Annotated in this window: 14 protein-coding genes, 1 tRNA gene and 1 other RNA gene; 7 read left to right on the top strand and 9 right to left on the bottom strand. The window is 74.5% G+C overall.

Annotated elements, in window-relative coordinates; translation table 11 throughout:
* Positions 1-34 precede the first annotated feature (34 nt).
* The gene (locus NF338_RS13645; protein WP_087469970.1) at positions 35-940 is read right to left on the bottom strand and encodes a MetQ/NlpA family ABC transporter substrate-binding protein; all 906 of its coding nucleotides are present in this window, start codon (positions 938-940) and stop codon (positions 35-37) included.
* Positions 941-1,452: 512 nt separating this feature from the next.
* Positions 1,453-1,549, bottom strand: an RNA gene (gene ffs / locus NF338_RS13640) — signal recognition particle sRNA small type.
* Between the two features lie 132 nt (positions 1,550-1,681).
* On the opposite strand from ffs, the gene NF338_RS13635 reads away from it, so the two are divergent.
* Positions 1,682-1,767 (top strand) — tRNA-Ser (locus tag NF338_RS13635).
* 266 nt (positions 1,768-2,033) lie between these two features.
* Here the strand turns inward: NF338_RS13635 and NF338_RS13630 are convergent.
* A complete protein-coding gene (locus NF338_RS13630; protein WP_264031280.1) occupies positions 2,034-3,635 on the bottom strand; it encodes a glycoside hydrolase family 6 protein in 1,602 nt (533 codons plus the stop codon).
* Between the two features lie 168 nt (positions 3,636-3,803).
* On the opposite strand from NF338_RS13630, the gene NF338_RS13625 reads away from it, so the two are divergent.
* The 4 genes from NF338_RS13625 (at position 3,804) to NF338_RS13610 (ending at position 8,065) form a co-directional block, all read left to right on the top strand.
* Entirely contained in the window at positions 3,804-4,505 is a 702-nt protein-coding gene (locus tag NF338_RS13625) for a TetR/AcrR family transcriptional regulator (RefSeq protein ID WP_264031279.1), read from the top strand.
* The gene (locus NF338_RS13620) at positions 4,502-5,437 is read left to right on the top strand and encodes an ABC transporter ATP-binding protein (RefSeq protein WP_264031278.1); all 936 of its coding nucleotides are present in this window, start codon (positions 4,502-4,504) and stop codon (positions 5,435-5,437) included. Before NF338_RS13625 ends, NF338_RS13620 begins: the two co-directional genes overlap by 4 nt.
* On the top strand, positions 5,434-7,110 hold the full coding sequence (locus NF338_RS13615) for an ABC transporter permease (RefSeq protein ID WP_264031277.1): 1,677 nt from the start codon (positions 5,434-5,436) through the stop codon (positions 7,108-7,110). The genes NF338_RS13620 and NF338_RS13615 overlap by 4 nt, the downstream gene beginning before the upstream one ends.
* A 115-nt stretch (positions 7,111-7,225) precedes the next feature.
* On the top strand, positions 7,226-8,065 hold the full coding sequence (locus NF338_RS13610; protein WP_264031276.1) for a hypothetical protein: 840 nt from the start codon (positions 7,226-7,228) through the stop codon (positions 8,063-8,065).
* Here NF338_RS13610 and NF338_RS13605 read toward each other — a convergent pair.
* From NF338_RS13605 to NF338_RS13580, 6 genes are read right to left on the bottom strand one after another with little or no spacing between them, the layout of a single operon-like run.
* Positions 8,047-8,745 (bottom strand): response regulator, encoded by a 699-nt coding sequence (locus NF338_RS13605; RefSeq protein ID WP_264031275.1) that lies wholly within the window; start codon positions 8,743-8,745, stop codon positions 8,047-8,049. The genes NF338_RS13610 and NF338_RS13605 overlap by 19 nt on opposite strands.
* Entirely contained in the window at positions 8,742-11,369 is a 2,628-nt protein-coding gene (locus tag NF338_RS13600) for a DUF4118 domain-containing protein (protein ID WP_264031274.1), read from the bottom strand. Before NF338_RS13600 ends, NF338_RS13605 begins: the two co-directional genes overlap by 4 nt.
* A 24-nt stretch (positions 11,370-11,393) precedes the next feature.
* The gene (gene kdpC / locus NF338_RS13595; protein WP_412846836.1) at positions 11,394-12,101 is read right to left on the bottom strand and encodes a potassium-transporting ATPase subunit KdpC; all 708 of its coding nucleotides are present in this window, start codon (positions 12,099-12,101) and stop codon (positions 11,394-11,396) included.
* A gap of 23 nt (positions 12,102-12,124) precedes the next feature.
* Positions 12,125-14,287: a potassium-transporting ATPase subunit KdpB gene (gene kdpB, locus NF338_RS13590; RefSeq protein WP_412846834.1), complete on the bottom strand. Its 2,163-nt coding sequence runs from the start codon at positions 14,285-14,287 to the stop codon at positions 12,125-12,127.
* Between the two features lie 35 nt (positions 14,288-14,322).
* Positions 14,323-16,005 carry a potassium-transporting ATPase subunit KdpA gene (kdpA, locus tag NF338_RS13585; RefSeq protein WP_412846889.1) on the bottom strand — a complete coding sequence of 561 codons (1,683 nt, stop codon included), beginning with the start codon at positions 16,003-16,005 and terminating at the stop codon, positions 14,323-14,325.
* Positions 16,006-16,010: 5 nt separating this feature from the next.
* Positions 16,011-16,100, bottom strand: a complete 90-nt coding sequence (locus NF338_RS13580) for a potassium-transporting ATPase subunit F (protein ID WP_141389068.1) — start codon at positions 16,098-16,100, stop codon at positions 16,011-16,013.
* A gap of 294 nt (positions 16,101-16,394) precedes the next feature.
* Here NF338_RS13580 and NF338_RS13575 point away from each other — a divergent pair, with 294 nt between their 5' ends.
* Both NF338_RS13575 and NF338_RS13570 read left to right on the top strand, forming a co-directional pair.
* Positions 16,395-17,348, top strand: a complete 954-nt coding sequence (locus NF338_RS13575) for a DUF389 domain-containing protein (protein WP_264031271.1) — start codon at positions 16,395-16,397, stop codon at positions 17,346-17,348.
* 104 nt (positions 17,349-17,452) lie between these two features.
* The gene (locus tag NF338_RS13570) at positions 17,453-17,749 is read left to right on the top strand and encodes a type II toxin-antitoxin system VapB family antitoxin (protein WP_024841670.1); all 297 of its coding nucleotides are present in this window, start codon (positions 17,453-17,455) and stop codon (positions 17,747-17,749) included.
* Positions 17,750-17,753 lie beyond the last annotated feature (4 nt).

Here is a 17,753-nt window from a genome sequence, read left to right as displayed (position 1 = left end):
CGCGACGTGCGCGCCCGCCCTCGCGGCGACGGCCTCAGGAGTTGCGGATGTCGTCCTCGATGCCGGCGAGGATCTCCTGGAGCTCGGCGGGCGAGTTCTCCTTGATGACGGCGGTGCCGCCCGAGGCCTTCTTCTCGGCTTCGACGACCTCCGGCGAGTGGGAGATCTCGGCGAGCTTGAGCAGCGTCTCGTCGTCCTTGTCCTCGGCCCGTGCGACCCACACGTTGATGTAGGGCTTGGCGGCGTCGGAGTCGGGGTCGTCCTGGAAGAGGGCGTCCTCGGGCTTGAGGCCCGCGTCCTCGACGAAGTCGTTGTTGATGATCGACGCGTCGACGGACTGCAGCTGGATCGGGGTCTGCGCGGCGTCGACCGGCGTGACCGTCACCTTGGAGCTGGGCAGCACGTCGGCCTCGGTGGAGATGGAGCTCCCGCCGTCCTTCAGCTCGACCAGGCCGGCCTCCTGGAGCACGAGGAGCGCACGGGCGAGGTTGGTCGGGTCGTTCGGCACGGCGACCTGGCCGCCGTCGGGGATCTCCTCGAGCGACGTGTGCTTGGACGAGTACAGACCGAGCGGGTAGACGGCGGTCGCGCCGATGGGCTGCAGGTCGTCGCCCGCGTCCACGTTGTAGCCCGCGAGGAACTGCAGGTGCTGGAACTGGTTCACGTCCAGCTCGCCCTGGGACAGCGCCGGGTTCGCCTGCGTGTAGTCCTGGAGGTCGACGAGCTCGATCTCGATGCCCTCGGCCTCGGCCTGCTCCTGGAACACGGCCCACTTGTCGTCGGACGCGCCGACGACGCCGACGCGGATCGGGTCCGCGGCGTCGCCGCTCGCGGCGCCCCCCGAGGTGTCGTCGCCACCGCCGCAGGCGGTGAGGGTGAGGGCGGCCGTCGCGGCGATCGCGGTCCAGGTCAGACGCTTGCGGGTGGTCGAGAACGACATGGGGGTTCCTTCCGGTGGCGGCGCCGACGGTCACGGGTGGCGACCGGCGGGGCCGGGGTGCAGGGACGGTCCTGCGAGGGGTGGGGTTCGGGGTGCTTCCGGCGGGCCATCAGCCACGCGGCGAGCGGGGGCGGCGTCGTCAGGACGACGCGGCAGGTGCGGCGCAGGTCTCCCTGCGGGTCACGACGGCGTCAGCAGCCGCACATTCGCCCGGTGCGCACGCCACGACAGCACGACGTGCCGGCGCAGGACGCTGCGCGCGGGGTCGTGGTGGCGACGTGGTTCCGGGTCATGCCAACATCATGAGCACGACGGCGCCCCGCGCGCCAATCCCGGAGGCGGATCGTCCATCATGTGGACGGCGAAATGATCGCATGCCGGGACCTTGAGGCGAGAAATCGGTAGGAAACGGGCGTCGGGTGCCGTCGCGGCGCCTGCCTCGCTCTCGATCAGGGAGATCTGCGCCACACCCGCGCGGGCCTGACGACGGCGAACCCGTCCCGGCCGGAGACATGAAGGACCCCTCGCACACCCACCAGAGCTCACCTACCCTTGCTGCCTTCCGGCCCTGGGGGAGTTCGGCGAGATGATGCCGCACGAGGGGTCTGCGCCCACCCTAGCCCAGGTCGGCGCCCCACCCGAAACCCGGTCGGGCGCGGGGCGATTCGGCCCGGGCGCCGCGGTCCGGTATCCTCGTTGCGCTGCCGTCGGTGCGTCCCGTACGCGTCGGCCGTTGCACCAGGAGGATTCGCCTAGTGGCCTATGGCGCACGCTTGGAAAGCGTGTTGGGTTAACAGCCCTCGGGGGTTCGAATCCCCCATCCTCCGCAGACCGAAGGGCCCGCCGCACTCGCGGCGGGCCCTTCGCCGTCCCGCGCGCACGGCCCCTGGACGCGTGCACCGAAAAGGCCCGTCGCACGAGTGCGACGGGCCTCTCGACGTCCCGACGGTCCGACGCGCCGGGACGTGGCGCCGGCGGTGCCGCCGACGGCTACCCCCAGCCTACGGGTGTCTGGCCCGGAACGGCAGGGGTCTCTCGTCCCGAGTGCCCGTGATCTGTACGACCTGAGCCGCTCAGGACCCCTGGCGAGGGGTCAGACGACGTGGCACGGGCGCCCTCCGAGGGTCACGAGCTGCGGGTCGACGCCCGGAGCGCCTGACGCGACGAAGCCGAACGTCGCGGTCGCCCCCGGTCGCACGGTCGCGTTCCACGACAGGCTGTGCGCGGTGACGGCAGCGCCGTCGCGCCCCGCCTGCGCGCCCCACACGTCGGTGAGCCGCTGGTCGCCGTCGGGGGTCCAGCGCAGCTCCCACCCGTCGAGCGGCGCCGTGCCGGTGTTGCGGAGCTCGACCTGGGCGATGAAGCCGCTGCCCTTCTTGCCCCGCCACGTCCCGTGGACGGTGTACTCGACCTCGCAGGTCGGGCGCTCGACGGCGGGTGCGGCGAGCGCGAGGAGCTCCGCGGCCTGCTCGGCGAACCACTGTCCCGCGGCCGGGTCCTCGATGCCGCGGGCCGGGTCGAGCGGACCGCCCGTGCCGCGGTAGCACTTGCCGTCGGACTCTCCGGGGACCTTGATCCACAGGTAGGCGTCGACGAACGGGTCGCCCGTGTCCGTCGTCGGCCGCTCGCCGAGGCCGCGGTCGGGCGGGTTGCACCACACCTCCGGGTCGGGGAACGCGCCGGGCGGAGCGGTCCACGGCCCCTGGCCGTTGCGGCTCGTGTCGACGACGACGTGCTTCTGCGCCACCGGGTCGCGCACGACGCCCGTGTCCGCGTAGGCCTGTTCGTACGCGGCGTCGGTGAGCGCCCAGGTCGAGAAGTCGTCCGGGTTCGCCGGGTAGTACTGGCTCGCGCACCACGCCGGCTCCCACCAGCTGTTCACCGACAGGTGCACGCAGTCGCTGATCCACGACCCGTACTTCACGAGTCGCTCGGTCTCGACGTAGTTCGACGCGTTGACGAACACGCCGTCGGCCCGCTCGACGCCCGCCTTGATCAGGCGGTCGGTGATGTCGCCGACCCCGAGCCACCCGCTGTGCGTCCCGTCGAGGTACACGGAGGTCCCGGGCAGCGCGGTGAGCACGTCGACGGCGTGGTTGAGCTGGACGAACCGGTCCGCCGCGGCGGTCTCCGGGTCGAGCTCAGCGGGGCGGCACCACTCCGGGTTCCCGTTGATGTCGGTGTACCAGGGGATGATCCCGAGCCCGTCCGGCTCGAGGATCACGATCGCCGGGTCGTCGCCGATCCCCTCGGCGACGGCGTCCACCCACGCCGCGTAGGCGGCTGTGTCCGCGGCGCCGCCCGCGGAGTACTGCGCGCAGTCGCGGAACGGCAGGTTGTAGACGACGACGGTCGGCACCGCGCCGTCGGCCGCGGCCGCCTGCACGACGGACGCGACCTCGTCGCGCACCTCGTCGGGCGCGCCGCCGGTGAACCACGAGGCCGACGGGAACGACCCGAGGAGCTGGGCGTCGGCACGGGCCTGCCCGGTGAGCGCGGCGGCGGCCTGCAGGGTCGTGGAGAACGGGTCCACGTAGAGGCGGGTCTCCGGCCCGACGGCGTCGTCCGCCGCGGGGGCGGCCGTCGCCCGGGGCGCGGCGGGGACCGGGGCGGCGCCGGCGCTCCCGCCGGCGACGAGCAGCGGGGTCGCGAGCGCGAGGGCGGCGACGGTGGACAGGACGGCACGACGTCTCATGCGGATCTCCTTCGATCGACACGGGGTGCGGGACGACCGATGGAAGCGCTCCCATCGCGTCGTGACCTCCACTCAACCGGCCCCGGCCACCGGCGTCAAGGGGTGAGCCGCGGCAGAGCGCTCCCCCGTGGGTGGACAGCCGTTGAACAAGTGTTTAGTCTGTTGAACGTGCGTTCAGACCAACCCTCACCGACCGGCCGCGCCCGCCCCGCGCCGTCGGGCACCGACGACCTCACGACCCGTGCCCGCATCCGGGACGCCGCCATCTCCCGCTTCGCGCGCGACGGGTTCGGCGCGCCGCTGCGGACCATCGCGGCGGACGCGGGCGTGAGCGCCGCGCTCGTCGTGCACCACTTCGGCTCCAAGGACGGGCTGCGCCGCGCGTGCGACGACTACGTGTTCGACGCCGTGCGCGCCGCCAAGACCGACGCCATCTCGCCGCAGGACCCCGCGGCCGGCCCGATGGCCCTGTTCGCGCAGCTCGCCGGGATCGAGGACTACGCGCCCGTGTTCGAGTACACGCTGCGCAGCCTCCAGGCGGGTGGGGACCTCGCGCGGTCGTTCGTCGAGCACCTCACGCAAGTGACGCTCGAGTACATGGAGACCGGCGTCGCCTCCGGGGTGATCCGCCCGAGCCGGGACGAGGCCGCCCGCGCGCGCTACCTCGTCTCCCTCTCCCTCGGTTCCCTGCTCGTCGACGGCGCGCTGCGCGAACGGAGCGAGCCGCGCGACCCCGAGTCCGACCTGCGCGCGTACGTCGAGCGCGTGATGCTCCCCGCCCTCGAGGTCTTCACCGAGGGGCTCTTCGTCGAGCCGACCCTGCTCGACGCCTACCTGCAGCACACCACCCACCAGGAGGAGACGCGATGACGAGCACGACCCCCGCCGTCGAGGTGCACGACCTGCGCAAGGCCTTCGGCCACGTGCAGGCGCTCGACGGGCTCGACCTCACCGTCCGCGCGGGCGAGGTCGCCGGGTTCCTCGGACCGAACGGCGCGGGCAAGTCGACCACCATCCGCGTGCTGCTCGGGCTGCTGCGGCCCGACTCCGGCAGCGCCCGGCTGCTCGGCGGCGACCCCTGGCACGACGCCGTCGACCTCCACCGGCGCCTCGCCTACGTGCCGGGCGACGTCAACCTGTGGCCCAACCTCACCGGCGGCGAGGCGATCGACCTGCTCACGCGCCTGCGCGGGAGCGTCGACCCGCAGCGCAAGAAGCTGCTGCTCGACCGCTTCGAGCTCGACCCGTCCAAGAAGGCGCGCACCTACTCCAAGGGGAACCGGCAGAAGGTGGCGCTCGTCGCGGCGTTCGCGTCCGACGTCGAGCTGCTCGTCCTCGACGAGCCGACGTCCGGCCTCGACCCCCTCATGGAGTCCGTGTTCACGCAGTGCGTGCGCGAGGTGACGGCCGAGGGCCGCTCCGTCCTGCTCTCGAGCCACATCCTGGCCGAGGTCGAGAAGCTCTGCGACACCGTGACGATCATCCGCTCCGGGCGCACGGTGCAGTCCGGGACGCTCGCCGAGCTCCGCCACCTCACGCGCTCGTCGGTCACCGCCGTGACGGAGCGCGACCCGTCCGCGCTCGACACCCACGGCGGCGTGCACGACCTCGTCGTCGAGCCCGGCGCTGACGGGACGCGGGCACGGTTCGACGTCGACAACGACCATGTCGAGGCCGTCCTACGTGCGCTCACCGACCTCGGCCTGCGCTCCGTGACGGTCAACCCGCCGTCGCTCGAGGAGCTGTTCCTGCGCCACTACGGCGACGAGCTCGCCGTGCTCGACGGGGCGGGCGCGCTGTGAGCGCCCCCGGGACCGCTCGCACGGCGGCACCACCGCGCGGGCGGCGCGCCGCCGTCGCGCCCGAGCCGCACCGACGGGGTCGCGCGGCCACCGGCTGGACCACGCTGCTGCGCTTCGTGCTGCGCCGCGACCGCGTCCGCATCCCCGTGTGGACGGCGTCGATCGCGCTCCTCTTCGGGTACGCGGCCGTCGCGCTCGACACCCTCTACCCCACGGCGGCCGACCGCCAGGCGCGCGCCGCGCTCGTCTCCAGCCCCGCGGGGATCATGCTGTCCGGGCCCCAGTACGGGATCGAGGACTACACGCTCGGCGCGATGATCGCGAACGAGATGGCGCTCACCGTCATGGTCGCCGTCGCGATCATGAGCATCTCGCTCGTCGTGCGGCACACGCGCGCCGAGGAGGAGACCGGGCGGGCGGAGCTGGTCCGGGCGGGGGTCGTCGGGCGCCACGCGCCCGCGACGGCTGCGTTCGTCGCCGCGCTCGTCGCGAACGCGGCCATCGCGCTCGCGACGGGTGCCGTCCTCGTCGCGACCGGGCTCGACGCCGTCGACTCGTTCGCGCTCGGTGCGGCCGTGGGCGTCACGGGGCTCGTGTTCGCCGCCGTCGCGGTCGTGACGAGCCAGGTGACCGAGCACGCGCGCGCCGCGAGCGGTCTCGCGCTCGCCGTGCTCGGCGTCGCGTTCCTGCTGCGCGCGGTCGGCGACGCCCAGGAGGAGCACGGGAGCTGGGTGTCGTGGCTCTCTCCCATCGGCTGGGCGCAGCAGATCCGCGCGTTCGTCGACCTGCGCTGGTGGCCGCTCGGCCTGTCGGCCGTCCTCGTGGTGCTGCTCCTCGCCCTGGGCGCGGCGCTCGCCGCGCGGCGCGACCTCGGCGCGGGTCTCGTGCCACCGCGCGCGGGCCGGCCCGACGCCGCCGGATGGCTCGCGAGCCCGCTCGCCCTCGCGTGGCGCCAGCAGCGCGCCTCGGTGCTCGCGTGGGGCGTCGGGGTGGGCGTCACCGCGCTCGCGTGCGGGACGTTCGTCGACTCCGTGGGCGACATGGTCGCCGACAACCCCGAGATCGCGCAGATGCTGGGCGACGCCACTGACCTCGTGGGCGGGTTCGTCGCCGTCATGGCCCTGTTCCTCGGGCTCGGTGCGGGCGGGTTCGCCGTCGCGTCGGCCCAGCGGGCCCGCGGCGAGGAGACGGCGGGACGCCTCGAGCCCGTGCTCGCGACCGGGGTCGGGCGCGTGCGCTGGCTCGGCGACCAGCTCGTCGTGACGCTGCTCGGGACGTCGGTGCTGCTCGCCGTCAGCGCGGTCGGGCTGTGGCTCGGCGCGCTGAGCGTCGGCGAGGACGCCTTCGGGTTCGGGGACTACCTCGCCGCGTCGTTCGCGTACCTCCCGGCGATCGCGGTCGTCGCGGGCGTCGCGGTCGCCGCGTTCGGGTGGCGGCCCGGCCTCGCGTCGCTCGCCTGGGCGCTCCTCGCGTACTCGTTCGTCGTGACGATGTTCGGCGCCCTGCTCGACCTGCCGTCCTGGGCCAGCGGCGTCTCGCCGTTCTGGCACGTCCCGCAGCTCCCGGGCGCCGACGTCGAGCCGTGGCCGTTCGTCTGGCTCACGCTCCTCGCCGTCGCGCTCGTCGCGCTGGGTCTGGTGGGCTTCCGACGCCGCGACGTCCCCCGCCCCTGACGCCGAGGCAGAACCCTGGTACCGCGAGGTCGGCGGACCAGGGCTCTACCTCGGGTCGGCGTCGGGGCGTCCGGCTAGGCTCGGTCCACTGTGCCCGACCACGGAGGTGACGGACATGTCCACGCCCGACCAGAGCGCGACGCGCTCGGCCAGGGCCACCCTGCACGAGTGGGTCGCCGCGATCCCCACCCAGGAGACGGGCCGAGGGCCGGACGGCGCCTCGGGCGTCCCCGACCCGCGCACGTGGGTCGCGGCGCTCGCGCTCGAGGGGACGTGGCTCGGTCTCTACCAGGACGCGTACGCGCTCACCGAGGCCGAGTGGGAGGACCTGCTCGGCGACCTCTCCCGGTACGCGGACGTGCGTCCGCCCGCGAGCGCCGTCGTCTTCCGCGACGTGGACCTCGACGAGGACCCGTTCCGCGACGACGAGCGACCCCTCGTGGACGCGGTGCTGCGGGTCGCGCTCGAGGAGGGCGTCGAGAACGTCACGCTCGCCGCGGTCGCGCGCCGCTGCGACCGCAGCGAGTCGACGCTGCTGGCGATGTTCGGCGACGCGGAGACGCTGGTCGACGACGTCGCGCTCGAGGTCCTGCAGTCCGGGTTCGACGACCTGTCGCCGCTGCGCCTCGACCCGTCGCGCGCGGCGGTCGCGGCGTCGGTCGCGGCGCTGGACGACTCGCGCAAGGCCGCCGCGCTCCTGCGTCTGTACGCGCTGGGCGGGGTCGCGCGCGACGACGTCCCGGAGGGGCAGCACGAGGTGCACGCGCTCGTGCTGCGCGCGTGGCGCGAGGAGGGCGCGCCGTCGTCGCTCGTGCTCGCCGCGCTCGCGTGCGACGGCTGGCGCGCGGGCGAGCTGCAGCGGGCGCTGCTGTTCCCGCCCGCGCTGCCGGGCGACGTCGTGCGCGAGCTGGCCCGCCTGGTGGACGACGCGGCGGGTCACTCCTCGAACCGGTAGCCGATGCCCGGGCTCGTGATGAGGTGGCGCGGCGCCGCGGGGTCGTCCTCGAGCTTGCGCCGCAGCTGCGCGAGGTAGACCCGCAGGTAGTGGGTGTCGCGCGTGGCGGTCGGGCCCCACACCTCGCGCAGCAGGTGCTCGCGCTCGACGACGCGGCCCCGCTGCGCGACGAGGATCTCGAGGAGCGCCCACTCGGTGGGGCTCAGCCGCACCTCGGCGCCACGCCGCAGGAGGCGGCGGCGCGCGAGGTCGATGTGCAGGTCGCCCGCCTCGACGACGGCGGACCCGTCCCGGGCGGTGCCCGCCGACCGCCGCACGGCGGCGCGCAGCCGCGCCATGAGCTCGGGCATCGCGAACGGCTTGGTGACGTAGTCGTCGGCGCCGGCGTCGAGCGCGTCGACCTTGTCGTCGCCGAGGTGGCGGGCGGAGAGCACGACGATCGGCACCGTGCTCCAGGCGCGCACGGCCCGGATGACGTCGAAGCCGCTGAGGTCCGGCAGGCCGAGGTCGAGCAGGATGACGTCGGGCACGTCGGTCGCGACGAGGTCGATGCCTGCCCCGCCCGACGTGGCGGTGCTGACCTTCCAGCCGTGCGTGCGCAGCGTGATGGCGATCGCGCGCAGCAGGCCGGGGTCGTCGTCGACGACGAGCACGTGGTGGGTCGCCGGGTTCTCGCTCACGCGCGCTCCTCCCGCTCGGTGCGTGCCACGGGCTCGCGCCGCGACGCGACGGGGACGGTCAGGACCATGGTGAGCCCTCCGCCCGGGGTGTCCTCGGGGACGAGGGTCGCACCGACGGCGCGCGAGAACCCGCGCGCGACGGCGAGCCCGAGCCCGACGCCGTGCCCGCCGGCGTCCCCGAGCCGCTGGAAGGACTCGAACATCCGCTCCTTGGCGTCGTCGGGCACGCCCGGACCGAGGTCGACGACCCGCACCTCGACGATACCGCCCGACGCGGACGCCCGGACGCGGACGGGCTCGTCCGGGGGCGCGAACCGCACGGCGTTGGCGACGACGTTCGCGACGACGCGCTCGAGGAGCCCGGGGTCCGTGCGCACGAGGGGCAGGTCCTCGGGCACGTCGAGCGCGACACGGGAGCCGTGGGGCTCGACGGCGACGGGCACGATCTCCTCGAGCGACACGTCCCGCAGGACCGGGGCGACGGACCCCGTCTGGAGGCGCGAGAGGTCGAGCAGGTTGTCGATGAGCTGCTCCAGCCGCTCGGTCTCCGACGCCGCGGTCTCGACGAGCGCGGTCCGGTCCTGCGGCTCCAGGACGGCCTCCGGCGAGCGCAGCCCGTCGACGGCGGCGCGGATCGCCGCGAGCGGCGTGCGCAGGTCGTGCGAGACGGCGGCGAGCAGGGCCGTGCGGGTCGCGTCCGCCTCGGCCAGGACCGCGGCGCGGGCCGCCTCCTCGCGCAGCCGGCGGTACTCCAGGACGATGCCCGCCTGCGCGCCGAACGCCTCGAGCACCTGCCGGTCGCCGGCGGGCAGCGGGCGGCCGTCGAGCACGAGCCGGAGGTCGTCGTCGACGCTCACGACGGTGCGGGTCTCGTCTCCCTCCCCGGGGCCGCGCCGGGACACACCGTCCGGGCGCCCGGTGCCTGTGCCCGCGGTGCCCTGGCCCGCGGCGTCGGCAGCACGGTCCGCGACCGCGATGGTCGACCACTCCCCCGCCCGCCCGCCCGGGCGCGCCCGCCCCTCGAGCGCGACGCGGCGGAGCTGGAAGGTCTGGGCCAGGCGACCGACGACGGCCTCGGCCGTGTCCTCGCCGGACAGCACGGAACGGGAGAGCGCCGCGAGCGTCGACGCCTCGGCGCGCGCCCGGTAGGCCTGCACGGTGCGCCGCGCGGAGAGGTCGACGACCGACGCGACGGCGGCCGCGACGAGCACGAACACGAGGAGCGCGAGCAGGTTCTCCGGATCGGCGACGGTGAGCAGGCCGGTGGGCGGCGTGAAGAACCAGTTGAGGCACACGAAGGACACGACGGCGCAGGCCAGCGCAGGCCACATGCCGCCGACGAGCGCCACACCGACCGACAGCGCGAGGAAGAGCATGACCTGCGTCGACAGCCCGACCGCGTCCCGGGCGACGTCGAGCAGTGCCGTGAGACCGACGGGGCCGGCGACCGCGAGCGCGAACCCCACGACGCGCCGCCGCGTCGACAGCGGGCTCCACCCGCGCCGCGCGACCCGTCCCGACCGCGCGCGCTCGTGGGTGACGAGGTGCACGTCGAGCGAGCCCGAGAGCCGGGCGATCTCCGCGCTCGTCGAGCCGAGGAAGGCCTCGCGCCACCGCGAGCGCCGCGAGACGCCGACGACCACCATCGTCGCGTTGGCGCCGTGCGCGAAGTCGACGACGGCCGAGGCGACGTCCTCCCCGACGACGGTGTGGAACGTGCCGCCGAGGGACTCGACGAGCGCGCGGTCGGCCGCGATCGCCGCGGGCGAGGCGGTGGGCAGCCCGTCGGTCGCGAGCACGTGCACGGCGAGCAGCTCCGACCCCGCCGCCCGCTCGGCGATGCGGGCGCCGCGGCGCAGCAGCGTCGCGCTCTCCGGCCCGCCGGTCACGGCCACGACGACGCGCTCGCGCGCCGGCCACGTGCCGGAGATCGCGTGGTCCGCGCGGTACCGGGTGAGGGCGTCGTCCACGCGGTCCGCGAGCCACAGGAGCGCGAGCTCGCGCAGCGCCGTGAGGTTGCCCTCGCGGAAGTAGGAGGACAGCGACGCGTCGATCTGCTCGGCCCGGTACACGTTCCCGTGCGCGAGCCGCCGCCGCAGCGCCTGGGGCGAGAGGTCGACGAGCTGGATCTGGTCGGCCTCGCGCACCACGTGGTCGGGGACGGTCTCGCGCTGGCGGACGCCCGTGATCGCCTCGACGTCCTCGGTGAGCGACTCCAGGTGCTGCACGTTCACCGTGGTCACCACGTCGATCCCGGCCGCCAGCAGGTCGTGCACGTCCTGCCACCGCTTGGCGTGGCGCGAGCCGGGCGCGTTCGTGTGCGCGAGCTCGTCGACGAGCGCCACGTCAGGGTCGCGCGCGACCACGGCGTCGACGTCGAGCTCGGTGAGCTCGACGCCCCGGTGCCCGACGGCGCGGCGCGGCACCACCTCGAGGTCGCCGATCTTCGCCGCCGTGGCGGGGCGCCCGTGCGTCTCGACGAGACCGACCACGACGTCGGTCCCGCGGGACCGGCGGCGCTGCGCCTCGTCGAGCATCGCGAACGTCTTGCCGACGCCCGGCGCGGCGCCGAGGTAGACCGTCAGCCTCCCTCGGCGCCGCCCGTCAGGCGTGTCGGCGCTCATGTGCGCAGTCCATCACGCCGCACGTCAGGACGCGTCCGAGCCGGTGGGCGCGAGGCTCTCGAGCGCGAGGTTGAGCGCGAGCACGTTCATGCGCGGGTCGCCCAGCACGCCGGCCACACGCCCGGCCGCGGCGTCGTCGACCAGCGCGCGCACCGCCGCGGGGTCGAGCCCGCGCGCCGCGGCGACGCGCTCGACCTGCTGGTCCGCGTAGGCGGGCGACACGTGCGGGTCGAGGCCCGAGGCCGACGCCGTCACGGCGTCCGGCGGGACGCTCGCCGGGTCGACGCCGTCCTCCGCGGCGACGGCCGCCCGGCGCGCCTCGATCGCGGCGACCAGGTCGGGGTTGTTCGGCCCCAGGTTCGACCCCGCGGACGCGAGGGTGTCGTAACCGTCCCCGGCCGCGGACGGGCGGCCGTGGAACCACTCGGGCGCCGTCCCCGGCTCGCCGAACGCCTGGCCGACGAGGGCGGACCCGACGACCGGGGCGCCGTCGGCCCCCGTGTCGTCGACCGACGAGGCCCGCGTCCCGTCCGCGCGGACGAGCGAGCCGTTCGCCTGCCACCCGAAGGCGGCCTGGCCGACCCCCGTCACCGCGAGCGGGTACAGCCCGCCGAGCAGGACGGTCATGAGGAGCAGGACGCGCAGCCCCGCCCACGACTGGCGGACGAAGGAGACGGCGCCGCCGGCGGTCGACGGACGGGCGCCGGACGGGACCTGCGAGGAGGTGGGCACGGGAGTTCCTTTCGGCACCGGGCTCAGAAGCCCGGGAGGAGGGAGACGAGGAGGTCGACGAGCTTGATCCCGACGAACGGCGCCACGAGGCCGCCGAGCCCGTAGACCAGGAGGTTGCGCCGGAGCAGCGCCGACGCGGACGCCGGGCGGTACCGCACCCCGCGCAGTGCCAGCGGGACGAGCACCACGATGATCAGCGCGTTGAAGATCACCGCGGAGAGGATCGCGGACTGGGGGCTCGACAGGCGCATGACGTTGAGCACCTCGAGCGCGGGGAACGCGCCCAGGAACATCGCGGGCAGGATCGCGAAGTACTTGGCGACGTCGTTCGCGACGGAGAACGTGGTCAGCGCGCCGCGCGTGATGAGGAGCTGCTTGCCGATCTCGACGATCTCCAGGAGCTTCGTGGGGTTCGAGTCGAGGTCGACCATGTTGCCCGCCTCCTTCGCGGCCGTCGTCCCCGTGTTCATCGCGACGCCGACGTCGGACTGGGCGAGCGCGGGCGCGTCGTTCGTGCCGTCGCCGGCCATCGCGACGAGGCGCCCGCCCTCCTGCTCGCGCCGGATGCGCGCGAGCTTGTCCTCGGGCGTGGCCTCGGCGAGCACGTCGTCCACGCCCGCCTCGGCCGCGATGGCCCGCGCGGTGATCGCGTTGTCGCCGGTGACCATGACGCTGCGGATACCCATCGCGCGGAGCTGGTCGAACCGCTCGCGCAGCCCGTCCTTGACGACGTCCTTGAGCCGGACGACGCCGAGCACCCGCGCCGGGCCGTCGCCCACCTGCTCGGCGACCACCAGCGGCGTGCCGCCCTGCCCGCTGACCGTCTCGACGTGCGCCGCGAGCTCGTCCGTCTCCGGGCCCGTCACGCTCCCGCCCGTGGAGTGCACCCAGCGCTGGACCGCGGAGCCCGCGCCCTTGCGCACGCGCCGCACGCCGCCGTCGGGCAGCGGCAGGTCCACGCCGGACATCCGGGTCTGCGCCGTGAACGGGATGAACTCCGCGCCGGCGGTCTCGCGCACCAGGTCCGCCGCCGGACGCCCGTCCGTCGACGTCACGAGGTCGACGATGCTGCGCCCCTCCGGCGTCTCGTCGGACAGGGAGGCCAGGCGCGCCGCGTCGGCGAGCTCGCCCGCGCCCACACGGCCGACGGGCAGCACCTCGGTCGCGAACCGGTTGCCGTGCGTGATCGTGCCGGTCTTGTCGAGCAGCAGCACGTCGACGTCGCCCGCCGCCTCGACCGCGCGCCCGGACATCGCGAGCACGTTGCGCCGGACCAGGCGGTCCATGCCCGCGATGCCGATCGCGGACAGCAGCGCGCCGATCGTCGTCGGGATGAGGCACACGAGGAGGGCGACGAGCACCACGAGCGACTGTCGCGCCCCCGAGTACACGGCGAACGGCTGGAGCGTCGCGACGGCGAGGACGAACACGATCGTCAGCGACGTGAGCAGCACGTTGAGCGCGATCTCGTTCGGGGTGCGCTGGCGCTCGCTGCCCTCGACGAGCGCGATCATCCGGTCGACGAACGTCTGGCCGGCCGGCGCCGTGATCCGCACGACGATGCGGTCGGACAGGACGACCGTCCCGCCCGTCACGGCCGAGCGGTCGCCGCCCGACTCACGGATCACCGGGGCGGACTCGCCCGTGATCGCCGACTCGTCGACCGACGCGACGCCCTCGATCACGTCGCCGTCGCCCGGGATCGTCTCCCCCGCGACGACCACGACGACGTCGCCCACCCGCAGGCTCGACGACGGCACGTCGACCGTCGGCAGCAGGTGCAGGCTCGACCCGGCCGCGAGCGTGTCCGCCGGCGCGTCCACGCGGCGCGCCGTCGTGCTGCGCTGCGTCGCGCGCAGGCTCGACGCCTGCGCCTTGCCCCGCGACTCCGCGACGGACTCGGCGAGCGTCGCGAACAGGACCGTGGCCCACAGCCACGCCGCGACCAGGATCGAGAAGAGGTCCGGCTCCAGGGCGGCGAGCACCGTCGTCGCGACGGCGCCGATCTCCACGACGAACAGCACCGGCGAGCGGTACAGCACCCGTGGGTCGAGCTTGCGCACCGCAGCGGGCAGCGCCGCGCCGACCTGCGCGAGAGACAGCGCGCGCGGGGCACGACGCCCGCCGTCCGGACGGTCGTCGTGGTGCGGGCCGCCGGCGGCCGCGCCCACGGGGGACGTCGGCATGCCGGGAAGCTGAGGGACGGAAGCGAGCGGCGTGCTCATGACAGGGACTCCACGACAGGACCGAGGGACAGGACGGGGACGAAGGTGAGGCCGACGACGACCAGCGCGACCGTGCCGAGCAGGCCGACGAACAGCGGCTGGTGGGTCGGCAGCGTGCCGGCGGACGGCGGGACGGACCGCTGGGAGGCGAGGCGCCCCGCGAGGGCGAGGACGAGCGCGATGGGGACGAAGCGGCCGACGAGCATCGCGAGCCCGAGCAGTGTGTTGTAGTACGGCGTCCCCGCCGACAGCCCGGCGAACGCCGAGCCGTTGTTGTTCCCGGCGGACGCGAACGCGTACAGCACCTCGGTCAGCCCGTGCGGGCCGCCCTCCTGCTGGCCCGCGAGGCCGTCCGGCAGGACCACCGACAACGCCGTGCCGACGAGCACGACCGCCGGGGTCGTCAGGACGTACAGCGCGACGAGCGTGATCTCCTGGCGACCGATCTTCTTGCCCAGGTACTCGGGCGTGCGGCCCACCATGAGGCCCGCGACGAACACCGCGACGACGGCGAGCACGAGCATCCCGTACAGCCCCGCACCGACGCCGCCCGGGGCGATCTCGCCGAGGAGCATGTTGAAGAGGACCACGCCACCCCCCGGTGCGGTGAGCGAGTCGTGCATCGCGTTGACCGCGCCGGTCGACGTGCCGGTCGTCGCGGTCGCGAAGAGGGCGCTCGCGGCGAGGCCGAACCGGGTCTCCTTGCCCTCGAGGGCGGCGCCCGCGGCCTGCGGTGCGGCACCCGGCCCGGCGAGCTCCGCCCAGGTGGTCAGTGCGAGCGCGACGGCGAACAGCCCGGCCATCGCCCCGAGGACGGCCCAGCCCTGGCGGCGGTCGCCGACCATGAGCCCGAACGTGCGCGGGAGCGTGAACGGGATGAGCAGGATGAGGAAGATCTCGAAGACGTTCGTGAACGGGTTCGGGTTCTCCAGGGGGTGCGCCGAGTTCGCGTTGAAGAACCCGCCGCCGTTGGTCCCGAGCTCCTTGATGGCCTCCTGGGAGGCGACCGGACCGCCGAGGACGTGCTGCGTGCCCCCCGCGAGCGTCTCGACCGCGGTGTGCGGGCTGAGGTTCTGGATGACGCCGTTCGCGACGAGCACGACCGCCGCGACGAACGCGATCGGCAGCAGGATCCGGACCACGGACCGGGTGAGGTCGGTCCAGAAGTTGCCGATCCGGGCGTCGGTCCCCGAGCGGGCGAACCCGCGCACGAGCGCGATGGCGACCGACATCCCGACGGCGGCCGAGACGAAGTTCTGCACGGCGAGGCCCGCCATCTGGAGGAGGTGGCCCGCGGCCGCCTCGCCCGAGTACCACTGCCAGTTCGTGTTCGTCACGAACGAGACCGCCGTGTTCCACGCGCCCGCCGGGTCCAGGCCGGTGAACCCGAGGTTCATCGGCAGGTGGTCCTGGAGGCGGCCCAGGGCGTAGAGGAGCAGGACCGAGGCGAGCGAGAAGCCCAGCAGGGAGAAGAGGTAGGTGCTCCACCGCTGCTCCGCGTCGGGGTCCACGCGCGCGAGCCGGTAGCCCGCGCGCTCCACGCGCAGGTGACGCGACGAGGTGTAGACGCGCGCCATGTAGGCGCCGAGCGGCGCGTGCACGGCCGCGAGCGCCCCGACGAGGAGCGCGACCTGGCCGACGGCCGTCCACACGACCGCGGCGTCGACCGTCGTCGGCACGGCGCTCACCGGGCCCGGTCGCTGCGGAGCAGCGCGACGAAGAGGTAGCCCAGGACGGCGACGACGGCGCCGAGCGCGATCCAGTCGAGGACCATCACCGGGTACCTCCCGAGGAGCCGTGACGACGGGCGACGAGCGCGACCGTCGCGAAGAACGCGACGGTGAGGAGGAGGAAGGCCAGGTCGGCCATGGTGGGAACGCCTTCTCGACGAGGGTCGGCGAGCGCCCGTGGCGGGGCGTCGTGCCGGCGTCCGGAACCCGGGCGCACTGCCGTTCTACGCCCGGCGGGAGGGCCCCGGACGGGGCTCTGACGGAACCTTGACGCCCTCTGCCGGAACCTTGACGGGGCGTCGTCCCGACGGGTCGCGCCCGGCTGGCACGATGGCGCCATGCTGACTGTGCGGGTCACCGCGGGGCACGACCTCGCCGAGCGTCTGCGTCCCGTCCTCGACGCCGACCCCACCGTGTGCGACCTGGCGGTCGTGCCCGGCGCGGCGCTCGACGGCCGGGGCGACGTCCTCTGGTTCGAGATGGCGCGGGAGAACGCGAACAACGTCATGCGGACGCTCCGGCACGCGGGCGTCCCGGCCGACGGGGCCATCGTCGTCACGGAACCGGTGACGGTCGTGTCGGACGCGGCGGTCGCAGCCGAGAAGGCGGCCCCGGGCCACCCCGCCGACGGCGTCCTGTGGGCGCAGCTCGCGGACACGTCGCGCGAGGACTCCCGCCCCTCCGCCACGTTCTTCGTGTTCCTGCTGCTCGCGACCCTCATCGCGGGGATCGGGCGGCTGCTGGACCAGCCCATCCTCATCATCGGGGCCATGGTCGTCGGCCCGGAGTTCGCCCCCATCGCGGCGATCTGCTACGCGGTCGTCCGGCGACGGCGCGGGATCGCCGGGTCGGCGCTGGCGACGCTCCTCGGCGGGTTCGCAGGCTGCGCCGCGGTCGCGTGGGCCGTGTGGAGCCTTGCCTACGCGGCCGGCCTCATCACCTTCGAGCAGGCGACGACCGGGCCGCAGACCGAGTTCATCGTGTCGCCCGACGCGTGGTCCTTCGTCATCGCCCTCCTCGCGGGCGTCGCGGGTGTGCTCTCGCTCACCACCGCCAAGTCGGCGGCCCTCGTCGGCGTCTTCATCTCCATCACGACCGTGCCCGCCGTCGGGGCGATCGGCCTGACGCTCGCCGTCGGGGCCTGGGACGAGGCTCTCGGCGCGGGCGTCCAGCTCCTCGTGAACGTCGCGGGGCTGCTCGTCGCCGGGGTCGTGACGCTGTTCGTCCAGCTCCACCTGGGACGCCGACTGGGACGCCGGCGGCCGGTCCGGGCCGGGCAGCACCCCCGCTGACGCGAAGGACGCGGGTGCTCCTCGTGGGGAGATCGTGACGACCGCGTGACCGACACCCCGACGACCTGGGCGAGGACCGCCGTCGGGCCTCTAGGATGTGCCGCATGATCTTCAAGGCCGTCGGCGACGGGCGCCCCTACCCGGACCACGGCCGGGTGACGGCCCGGGACTGGGCCGAGGTGCCCCCGCGTCAGGTGCGCCTCGACGAGCTCGTCACCACCAAGCGCACCCTCGACCTCGACGCGCTCCTCGCCGAGGACTCCACGTTCTTCGGCGACCTCTTCGCGCACGTCGTCGAGTACGAGGGCGTCCTCTACCTCGAGGACGGACTGCACCGCGCGGTGCGCGCTGCGCTCCAGCAGCGCGCCATCCTGCACGCCCGCGTCCTGACCGTGCGATGAGCGC

This window comes from Cellulosimicrobium sp. SH8, from assembly GCF_025818875.1.
Lineage (GTDB): Bacteria > Actinomycetota > Actinomycetes > Actinomycetales > Cellulomonadaceae > Cellulosimicrobium > Cellulosimicrobium cellulans_D.
The sequence above is the reverse complement of the archived record's forward strand: the minus strand, read 5'-3'. Positions and strand labels throughout refer to the sequence as shown.

Excerpts from the sequence above, each read along its gene's own strand:
- NF338_RS13570 (WP_024841670.1), top strand. The coding sequence starts at position 17,453 with ATGATCTTCAAGGCCGTCGGCGACGGGCGCCCCTACCCGGACCACGGC.
- NF338_RS13645 (WP_087469970.1), bottom strand. The coding sequence starts at position 940 with ATGTCGTTCTCGACCACCCGCAAGCGTCTGACCTGGACCGCGATCGCC.
- NF338_RS13575 (WP_264031271.1), top strand. The coding sequence starts at position 16,395 with ATGCTGACTGTGCGGGTCACCGCGGGGCACGACCTCGCCGAGCGTCTG.
- NF338_RS13580 (WP_141389068.1), bottom strand. The coding sequence starts at position 16,100 with ATGGTCCTCGACTGGATCGCGCTCGGCGCCGTCGTCGCCGTCCTGGGC.
- NF338_RS13620 (WP_264031278.1), top strand. The coding sequence starts at position 4,502 with ATGACGAGCACGACCCCCGCCGTCGAGGTGCACGACCTGCGCAAGGCC.
- NF338_RS13600 (WP_264031274.1), bottom strand. The coding sequence starts at position 11,369 with ATGAGCGCCGACACGCCTGACGGGCGGCGCCGAGGGAGGCTGACGGTC.
- NF338_RS13630 (WP_264031280.1), bottom strand. The coding sequence starts at position 3,635 with ATGAGACGTCGTGCCGTCCTGTCCACCGTCGCCGCCCTCGCGCTCGCG.
- kdpB (WP_412846834.1), bottom strand. The coding sequence starts at position 14,287 with ATGCCGACGTCCCCCGTGGGCGCGGCCGCCGGCGGCCCGCACCACGAC.
- NF338_RS13610 (WP_264031276.1), top strand. The coding sequence starts at position 7,226 with ATGTCCACGCCCGACCAGAGCGCGACGCGCTCGGCCAGGGCCACCCTG.